6 protein-coding genes are annotated in these 9149 nt (G+C 64.0%); 2 read left to right on the plus strand and 4 right to left on the minus strand.

Going from position 1 to position 9149, the window contains the following annotated elements; genetic code table 11:
- Positions 1–248 precede the first annotated feature (248 nt).
- From AZG88_RS31930 to AZG88_RS31945, 4 genes are all read right to left on the minus strand, one after another.
- Positions 249–1559 carry an MFS transporter gene (locus AZG88_RS31930; RefSeq protein WP_061700139.1) on the minus strand — a complete coding sequence of 437 codons (1311 nt, stop codon included), beginning with the start codon at positions 1557–1559 and terminating at the stop codon, positions 249–251.
- A gap of 171 nt (positions 1560–1730) precedes the next feature.
- Positions 1731–2483: an SDR family oxidoreductase gene (locus tag AZG88_RS31935; RefSeq protein WP_061700140.1), complete on the minus strand. Its 753-nt coding sequence runs from the start codon at positions 2481–2483 to the stop codon at positions 1731–1733.
- Complete coding sequence (locus tag AZG88_RS31940) at positions 2476–4152, minus strand: NADH:flavin oxidoreductase (protein ID WP_061700141.1); 1677 nt, start codon at positions 4150–4152, stop codon at positions 2476–2478. Before AZG88_RS31940 ends, AZG88_RS31935 begins: the two co-directional genes overlap by 8 nt.
- A 5-nt stretch (positions 4153–4157) precedes the next feature.
- Positions 4158–5552 (minus strand): dihydrodipicolinate synthase family protein, encoded by a 1395-nt coding sequence (locus AZG88_RS31945; RefSeq protein WP_082833536.1) that lies wholly within the window; start codon positions 5550–5552, stop codon positions 4158–4160.
- A 288-nt stretch (positions 5553–5840) separates the two neighbouring features.
- On the opposite strand from AZG88_RS31945, the gene AZG88_RS31950 reads away from it, so the two are divergent.
- Positions 5841–7319 (plus strand): aldehyde dehydrogenase family protein, encoded by a 1479-nt coding sequence (locus AZG88_RS31950; RefSeq protein WP_061700142.1) that lies wholly within the window; start codon positions 5841–5843, stop codon positions 7317–7319.
- Positions 7320–7476: 157 nt separating this feature from the next.
- Positions 7477–8808 (plus strand): flavin monoamine oxidase family protein, encoded by a 1332-nt coding sequence (locus AZG88_RS31955; protein ID WP_063886919.1) that lies wholly within the window; start codon positions 7477–7479, stop codon positions 8806–8808.
- The last annotated feature ends 341 nt before the right edge of the window (positions 8809–9149 follow it).

Here is a 9149-nt window from a genome sequence, read left to right on the forward strand (position 1 = left end):
ATTGCGGTCCACGCGCCGACAACCCCGAGAAGGTACCCGAATGTCACGAACAACCCAGTGGGTAGGGCAAGCGCAAGGGCCATTCCATCGCGCCAGGTCAGGGTCTTGGCGAGTCGATGATGGTCGACGCTGTCGTTCATCGTTGTGCTCCTTCATGTTTGGTCACTGCATTCTCGAGACTGGCAACGGTGCACTGACCCGACAGGAGCCCGGATGGCTGAGGGTCCCCATGTTCATCGCATTGGTGCTCACTCTCCAGCGAATGTGCCGCTGTGGCGACGGGCCGCGACATACAAGACAACGCTGATGACCGACAGAACAGCGGTGTAGACAGGGAAGGTCCACAACAAGTTACGGCTCTGCAGCCAGACGATCAGATAGGACGCGGTGCCACCGAAGGCTGCGACGGCGACGCCGTAGCCCAGCCCGGTGCCGGTCGCCCGGCAGTACTTGGGCATCAGCGACGTGGACACGACGTTGTAGAGCGTCATGTTCGCCGCCAGCAGTACTCCACCGAGCAGCAGGACCACCGTGAAGGTGCGCAAGCCATGGCCGGCGTACCACAGCATCAGGAAGATCCCGGGGACGACCGCGAGGCGGGTGGCAACGAATGCCCGGGACAGGCGTACCCGGTCGGCGATCCGGCCCGTGATGATCGACCCGACCAGCATGATCACGCCGAGGATGCTGGTGATGGCGAAGATCGTGGTCGGGTTCTCGCCGTAGGTGCCGCGGGCCAGACTGGGCAAACCGACGTTCCACGCGTAGTTGTAGGCCTGCGCGGCGCCGACGACGAAGATGATCGCGGCCAAGCCCAGCCAATGTCGTCGGACGCCCTCCCACGTGCCCGACGTGCGTTCGGTCTTCTCCTCCTCCGACAGCGTCTCGGGGAGAGCGCGCCGCAGGTAGAGCACGAAGAAGCTCATCGCGGCGCCGGCCAGCATCGGGACCCGCCAGCCCCACGTCGACATGGCGTCGCCGCCGATGATGTAGCTGGTCGCGAAGCTGACCAGCGAGGCGAGCAGGATGCCGAAGTTCTGGAAGAAGCTGATGTAGCCGGCCGCCCTACCCTCGTGTCCAGCCGGCATCAGTTCCACGGCGTACGCCGTGGACAGTGGCGCCTCGATGCCGGTGGACAGGCCCTGTAGCAGCCGGCATGCCAGCAGCAGGATCCCGGCCCAGACGCCGATCGAGTGGTAGGACGGCAGTAGCGCAATGCTCGAGGTGGTGGCCGCCATGATGCCGACCGACCAAAGCATCACCCGGCGCCGGCCGATGCGGTCGGCGACGTTGCCGAGCAGGACTCCGCCCAACGGCCGGACGCAGAACCCGACCGCGAATACGGCCAGTGCGTCGAGCGTGGACGATACCGGGTCCTGCGACGGGAAGAACTGCGGCCCGATGAACGCGGCGAGGAGGCCGAAGATCATCCAGTCGTACCACTCGAGGGTGTTGCCCAGACCGAGGCCGAGCATCGCCCTGCGGGTGGCCGGCGGGGAGGCTTTTCCGCGTGGCGGTGCCTCCACGGAGTTCGCCGTGGGGTCCGGGGTGTCGGTCATGACGAACTCTCCGGGGATGTAGGGGGACCCGTTTCTGGGTGCACGCGGTGGTTCCCTGGGCGCGGAGTTCCCGGCGGGGATGGGCAATCCCCCTCGTGGAGACGTGAGTTGCTTGCGGTCGGTTCCGGCCGGTGGGCGTGATTGTGGATGCGAGGACGACGTGTTGTTAGATCAGAGTGACTGCGCACCGTCGACGACCAAGGTCACACCTCGCATGAACTCCGCAGCCGGTGAGGCCAGGAAGCCGACCGCCTGCGCGATGTCGTTCGGCATCGCCAGCCTGCCTGCAGGGATGCCGGACCGATAGGACTTCAGGTCGCCGACGACCTGCCGGTCCTTCGGGACACCGAGTTCCTCCCACTGACGACGCTGCATCTCGGTGTCGCAGGATCCCGGAGCAACAGCGTTGACACGGATTCCCTCTGTCGAGAGCTCGAGTGCGAGGCATTCGACCATCATTTTGGTGGCGGCCTTGGTAGCGCAGTAGGCGCCGAGGTCCAGGCGGGGCTTGTGCGCGCAGTTGGAGGTGATCGCGATCAGCGACCCACCCCCGTTCGCACGCATATGGGAGATGTGCGGGCGGAAGGTGTTGAGCACCCCCAAGGTGTTGATCTGAAAGTGGCTCACGAGGTTGTCCACGGGGTCACTCGCCAAGCGACCGGATACGCACCTTCCGGCGTTGGCGACCACCGTATTGGGCGGCCCTCCCAGCGCATCTGTCAGGGCCAGAGCTGCGTTCTCCATGGCAACGGAATCGCTCACGTCGCACTCGGCGAAAGCTACCCGGCCCTTCAGCCGGGCATTGGGCTCCTGCCGGTCGATTACGGCGACAGCAGCTCCATCTGACAGGAGTCTCTCGACGATGGCCTCGCCGATGCCTTGGCTGCCCCCGGTGACGATGCATCGCATCGGGTTACTAGTCATCACTGTGTTCCTTCCAAGCTTGGATGTATGCGTCGTGCACGGCGGCGGCCAAGTCGCCCGGCTGTGCCGCATCGCCGATCTTGATGGTGCGAGCTCCCGGAATTCGGGTCGGCTCCCTCCTCCGGGGGTTGCGCAGGTCGTAGAGCAATATGTGGTGGAGCCGGTCGCTTTTCATCAGCCGCTTCGGCAGGGGTACGCGGGACAGGACTCGGATGAGGATGCGGACGAGGGGGCCGAGGTTGCCCACGTACGTGGCGCCCCTGGCGTCAGCGACGACGTCGACGTCGGTACGCCATTCGGGCGGCGGTTCCAGCTCTCCCGCCGGCGAGATGCGAACGCCGGCCTCGACGGCCTCCTTCCACAGTCCGTCGAAGTAGCGGTGCATCCGCTGTCGATCCGGCCGGTAGCCGTTGAAGGTGGGTGCTGCCGCCGCCTTCCAGGTGCGGTCCCGTGCGATGACGTACACCTCGTGTCCCGCTCGTGCCGATTCCACTGCGTAGGTCAGGCCGGCCGGCCCGGCACCGAACACGAGTCGACGCTGCGCAGCGGTTCCAGCGGCAGGCCGGTCGGTGGTCGTGACGGTGGGGTTCACCGCGCAGGCAAGCTGTTTACCGGATCGCATGGTCCGCACACAGTGATTGCACGCCAAGCACTCTCGCACCTGCTGCTGTTGCTGCGTCTTGCGCGCCCAGTGGGGATCGGCGATCTGGCCGCGCCCCACCGCGACGAAGTCCGCCCACCCCTGTGCGAGAGCGTCCTCGGCCACAGCCGGGGCGTTCACCCGCCCGACCGCGATGACGGGCAGGCGCGTGCGTGCCTTGACCACCCGGGCCGCGTCGAGGAATACGCCGTCCTCGTACGGCATCGGCGGAATCATGATCTCGGGGTCGACGGACTTGTAGTGCCCCCCGGTCACCGAGATCGCGGAGACTCCGGCGTCCTCCAGGTAGGGAAGGAACGCGAGCGAGTCGTCCAAGGTTTGCCCGGCGGAGTAGAAGTCCTGACCGCTGAGGCGATAGCTCAGGGGAATTCCGACAGCTTCAACGATGCGGCGCACCAATGACGCGAGGAAATCGTACCGGGCCGCGAAGTCCGGCAGCACCCGATTCTCGTCGGCGCTGATCAGCTGCGCCAGAAGGTACCCATGGGCACCGTGAAGCTCGATCACGTCGAACCCCGCCTCCTCGGCCCGTCTGGCCGCGTCGACGTGATCCACCACGAGCTGCTCCAGAGAGTCCTCGTCGAAGAGCTCGGGAAAGTTCACGAAGCGTGCCGTCTCGAACACCGGGATCGGCCCCGCTGTCGCGGCCAGGGGGCGCCCGCCGAGTTCCGTCGGGAGCGCCCGCGCTCCGCCGTGACCAAGTTGGATGCCCGCCCGAGCCCCCTGCTCGTGGATGGCTGCGACGAGGGAGCGCAACCCGGGTATGTACTCGTCCGAGTCGATGCCCAGCTCTCGCCCTCGGTGCCGACCACGACGCTGCGGCGAGGCCATCTCCACGATCACAAGACCGCAGCCACCCCTGGCCCGCTCCTGGTAGTAGCTCACGAGCTCCGGCGTGATCTCTCCGGAGGGGGTGGCCAGCCGAGTGGTCATGCTGGGCAACACGACCCGGTTACGAATCTCGACGCCGCCGATTGTGCTCGGACTGAAGAGGTGGACGTAGGACATACGCGTTACACGAGCCCGGCACTGATGCAGGCGGCCTCGAGAGTGTCGAGCTCAGCGTCGTCGACCTCCACCAATGGGCGCCGCACATACGTGGCGTCGCGCGGGATTCGACCCAGGATGCCCAGGGCCGCCTTCATTCGATTGTGCTGGTCGAAGAAGGGATCGGCGTAGCAGGCAACGGCGAGGGGGTAGATGCGATCCCAGGCCTTCCTCGCCCCATTCAGGTCCCCGTCCTGCATTGCGGCAAGGAGTTCACTCTGCAGGTCCGCGACGATACTGCCGTGACCGCTCAGCACGCCGTCGCTGCCCACCAGAAGGGATGCAAAGAGAGCGCGGCTGAAGCTGCTCAGGACCGAGACGTGGGGAGCATCGGCCTTGATCGCTCGCCACGTGTCCTCGTACTCGACGATGTCGTAGGACCACTCCTTGATGGCCGCCACGGTCGGGATGGTCTGGCAGATTTCCAGCGTGGTCTCGAGCGGCAGCGTGAGAGGGTTGCCGACCGGATACTTGAAGATGATCAGGGGCACGTCCACGGCCTCAGCGACCGCTTCGTAGTGGGAGCGCTGGGATTCCGAGCGCCGCTGCGACCCTCCGGCAAAGACACCCGAGGGGAACACCAAGAGCGCCTTCGCTCCGGACTCGACCGAACGTCGCGCCTCGGCAGCGGCCCGGGCGCTGCCGTCGTCGTAGACGCCGGCAACCACACCAATGGATTCCGGAACCACCGAGACGGCGTGCTCGATCATGCGCTGCCGTTCCTCGGTGGTCAGGGTCGCGACCTCCGAGGCGTGGGCAGTGGTGGTGATCCACTCGACTCCTGGTATTGCCGCAAGCCACCGGAGGTGAGTGGTGAGTGCATCCCAGTGAATCGCTCCGCCCCTCGACATTGGAGTGAGGTGGGCTGGAATGAGACCCCGAACCGATGAGACTGCGTCGCTCTGGACCATGATGTCCCCTTTCTGATGCGGTGAGAAGGACGGTAGGAACGAGTGCGCTCGACGGACAAGGGACAGTCCTGCAAGGCGATATGCATTCGTGCAGAGATCGCAGATCAGATAGGTTCCGGGCCAGTGCGTCCGGCCGGGCCGGCGCACGGTCCGAGGCAGAATGGTTGCCCGGATTTGTGGAGGAGGAACTGCGATCAGGCAGCCTCCGTCGTGTTCTCGGAGGTCGAGCGCGGCGAGTCCGCCTCGCTCGAAGCTGGCGTCGGCGCGAACTATCGCCTTGTGCCACTTCGCACGTAGGCGTCGTTCAACCGTGGCGCCAGCACACTCCCTTGCCCTCCACATTCCAGATGTGCCCGCGGGCCGCTCTTCTCCCCCGCATGCGCAGAATTCTCCAGCACTGAATAGAGCACTCGTGATCCTGTGGAGCCGGCACCGACGACATGACCCCATCCGGGGTCACGTTCGGAATACCGACGCCGGCCCAACGACCTCCTCACGCAGTAGGCCTCGACCTGGACGCGAGTGTGGCCGTGCACAGAATGTTCGCCTCGAACTGTGCGCGTGCATATGTTGGCGCGTCTGATTAGTGATTAAGTTCATTGTCACTTGATCCAACCGAGCGGATCACCTTCACCCATCGACAGTCAGCCGGTGCTGCCCACCCCGCATCGGACGAGGCAAAGTGCGACCGACGATGCCCCTGAATGACAGATACCTCCCGACAATGGAGACGACGACATGACGACTGCCCCACCGCCCGCACCCCTCGATTTGGACACCTCGATTGCCCACGTCGACCTCTCGAATCGGACCTTCAAGCAGTTGATCGACGGGAAACTAGTCGAAGGGGCATCGAGCCAGCCGGTCCTCGATCCGGCAACCGGTGAGCCCATCGCGACGGCGCCGGTCGCTGATGAGAAGCAGGCCGACGAGGCATACCGGTCGGCGGCACGTGCCTTCGGGGACTGGCAGAACACCACCGTGGAAGAGCGATCACGGTTACTGCACCAGCTTGCGCTCCGCATCGAGGAGCGGCGGGCGGAGATCTCGAGGATTATCACCTTGGAAACCGGCAAGCCGACCGCCTCTGCCGACGGTGACGTCGACTCGGCCCTCGTGTGGATGCGCCACATCGCCGACTTGCGCCTCGACCCCGAGGTGGTGCGTGACGACGAGGAGTCACGGATCGAGATCCACCGCAAACCCATCGGCGTGGTGCTCGGGATCATCCCGTGGAACTTCCCCTTCTTCCAGACCATCTACAAGGTGGCGCCGGCGTTGCTCGCGGGCAACACGATCGTGATCAAACCGGCACCGACCACGCCACTCAACGCGATGTTGATCGGTGAGCTGCTCCAGGACTTGGTGCCGGCCGGAGTGGTCAACGTGGTGGGCGACGGCGGCGATCTGGGCCCCTACCTGACCGCCCACATAGAGGTCGACAAGATCTCCTTCACCGGTTCCAGCGCCGCGGGTCGCAAGGTGATGGCCAGCAGCGCCGAGACCCTCAAACGAGTCGTCCTGGAGTTGGGCGGAAACGACGGAGCGGTCGTGCTCGACGACGCGGACGTACCGAAGGTCGCCAAGGAAATCTTCCAGTGGGCGTTCTGGAACTCCGGTCAGGTCTGCATCAACATCAAGCGGATCTTTGTGCACGCTTCGCAATACGACGAGTTCTGCGATGAATTCGCTCGGTTGGCCATTGACGCCAAGGTCGGCCACGGGCTCGACCCGGACACCGAATACGGGCCGGTTCAGAACGCCAAGCAAATGGAAGCCGCCAAGACAGCGCTCGCCCTCGCGGCGCGTGATGGGAACGTCATCGCCGGTGGGGACGTGTTCGACGCCCCCGGCTACTTCGTGCAGCTCACTGTAGTCCGCGACATCGACGAGACCAGTCCGCTCGTCGCCGAGGAGACCTTCGCTCCGGTCCGCGCCATCTTGAAGTACGACGACCTCGACGAGGTGATCGAGCGAGTCAACGGGACCGAATACGGCTTGGGCAATTCGGTGTGGGGTACCGACGTAGAACGCGCCACCGCTGTCGCTCAGCGCCTCGAGAGTGGAACCGTCTGGGTGAACACGCATTGCGCGGTATTGCCCGACATTCCCTTCGGCGGACGCAAGCAATCGGGCATCGGCGTCGAGTTCGGCATGGAGGGGCTCTTGGAGTTCACCGACACGAGCGTCATTCACATCGTCAAGAAAAGCGACTGAAGCTTTCATGGAAAGAAGGAGTGCGTATTCGACGGCCGCGTGACCGCGCAGATAACTGGAGGACGGTGGCTCCCCAACCAGGGGACGTCACTTCGGTCCGAAGAGGACCAAGTCGGTTTGTCACCGACGAAATTCATTGTGATTAGTGGATGAGGACATGGGAAACAATCAGTCGTGTGATGTTGTGATCATTGGAGCCGGCTTCGCCGGCATTACCGCTTCTCGGGAACTCAGTCGCCGGGGGTACGACGTGGTGGTACTGGAAGGCAGGGATCGCATTGGCGGCAGAACCTGGTACAAGGACGACGCTCTGCCGGGCCACTCACTGGAGCTGGGAGGCACGTGGGTCCATTGGTTCCAGCCACATGCGTTCGCGGAAATCTCGCGCTACAACCTCGAGCTCGTCGAAACCATCGGAGTGTCCGCGCCCGAGATCGCGGCCACCGTGACCGGAGGCCAGCGAAAAAGCGTTCCCTACGAGGAGGCCGCGTCGGCTATCGAGTCCCTCATGGAGATGGTCGTTCAGGACGCTCGCGAGGTTCTCGAGCGACCTTTCGAGCCCTTCTACCGAAAGGACGCGTTAGAGGTGATCGACAAGCTGTCGATCCAAGATCGGATCGACGGACTCGACCTGACTCCAGAAGAGAAAGACCTTGCCAATGGCTTGTGGACAGCCATGGGCTCGGCTCCCTGCGGAGACGTTGGTCTGGTTGCCGCGCTGCGTTGGTATGCGCTCAGCGGCTTCGATATCAATGCAGTCTTCGATACGGTCGGGCGCTACAAACTCGCGAACGGAACGCGCTCTCTGATCCAGGCCATCGCGGACGACTCCACAGCCGAAATTCGGCTGAGCACTCCGGTTGCCGCGGTGGAACAATCGGATGAAGGTGTGGTCGTGACCACTCGACAAGGGGATACCTTGCGGGCTGAGTACGTGGTCGTCGCGGCACCATTGAATACCTTCGGCGCCATTGATTTCAGCCCTGCACTATCCGCCGCGAAACAAGCGGGGATCTCCGAGGGCCAGCCCGGCCGTGGTGCGAAAGCGTGGGTGCACGTTCGAGGCGACTTGCCCAAGCCGTTCTTCGCTGTTGCCCCGGAGAACCACTTGATCAACTATGTCGTTACAGACAAGGTCCTCGATGACGGTCAGTTGCTTATCGCATTCGGCCCCGAGGGGGCTGATTTGAACGCTAGTGACGTCGACCAAGTCAGTGCGGAACTCCACAAGCTATTTGGGGATCTGGAAGTCGTCGCCACCACTGGACACGACTGGGCGAGTGACGAGTTTTCGCGCGGCACGTGGTGCATGTTCAGACCGGGCCAGACAACGAGGTTGCTCGCGGAGCTGCAAAAGCCCGAAGGCAGGGTCTTCTTCGCTGGTTCCGATCTCGCCAACGGATGGAACGGGTTTATCGATGGCGCAATCGAATCCGGAATCCGGGCTGATCGAGAGATTCACGCGCGGATCTCTGAGAATCCTAGCTGAGCCCTGTCGCAGTGTGTACTCCTTCGGCGCGACTCGGATGCACGCGCAGTCAGGGGTGAAGGCCTAGCCATGCAGGGCCGGGACGCTAGCGGCGGCCTGGCGTCCCGGGCCTGCTGTCCACACAGATCACCAGATGGTGCCGATCCAGACGATCGCGTCGACCTGGCAACCGGGGGGACAATAAACGAAGGACGAGACATGACCGAAAACAGCATCGACCATCGAAGACTCGCCAAGAAGCTCACCTGGCGCGATGGCATGGCCATGGCGCTGACCCTGCCAGTTGGGTTGTTCGTGACATTCGGGTACCTTCTCGGCGTAGTCGGCGCGTGGACCGCAAT

The organism is Rhodococcus sp. LB1, from assembly GCF_001583455.1.
In the GTDB taxonomy this organism is placed as follows: domain Bacteria; phylum Actinomycetota; class Actinomycetes; order Mycobacteriales; family Mycobacteriaceae; genus Rhodococcus_F; species Rhodococcus_F opacus.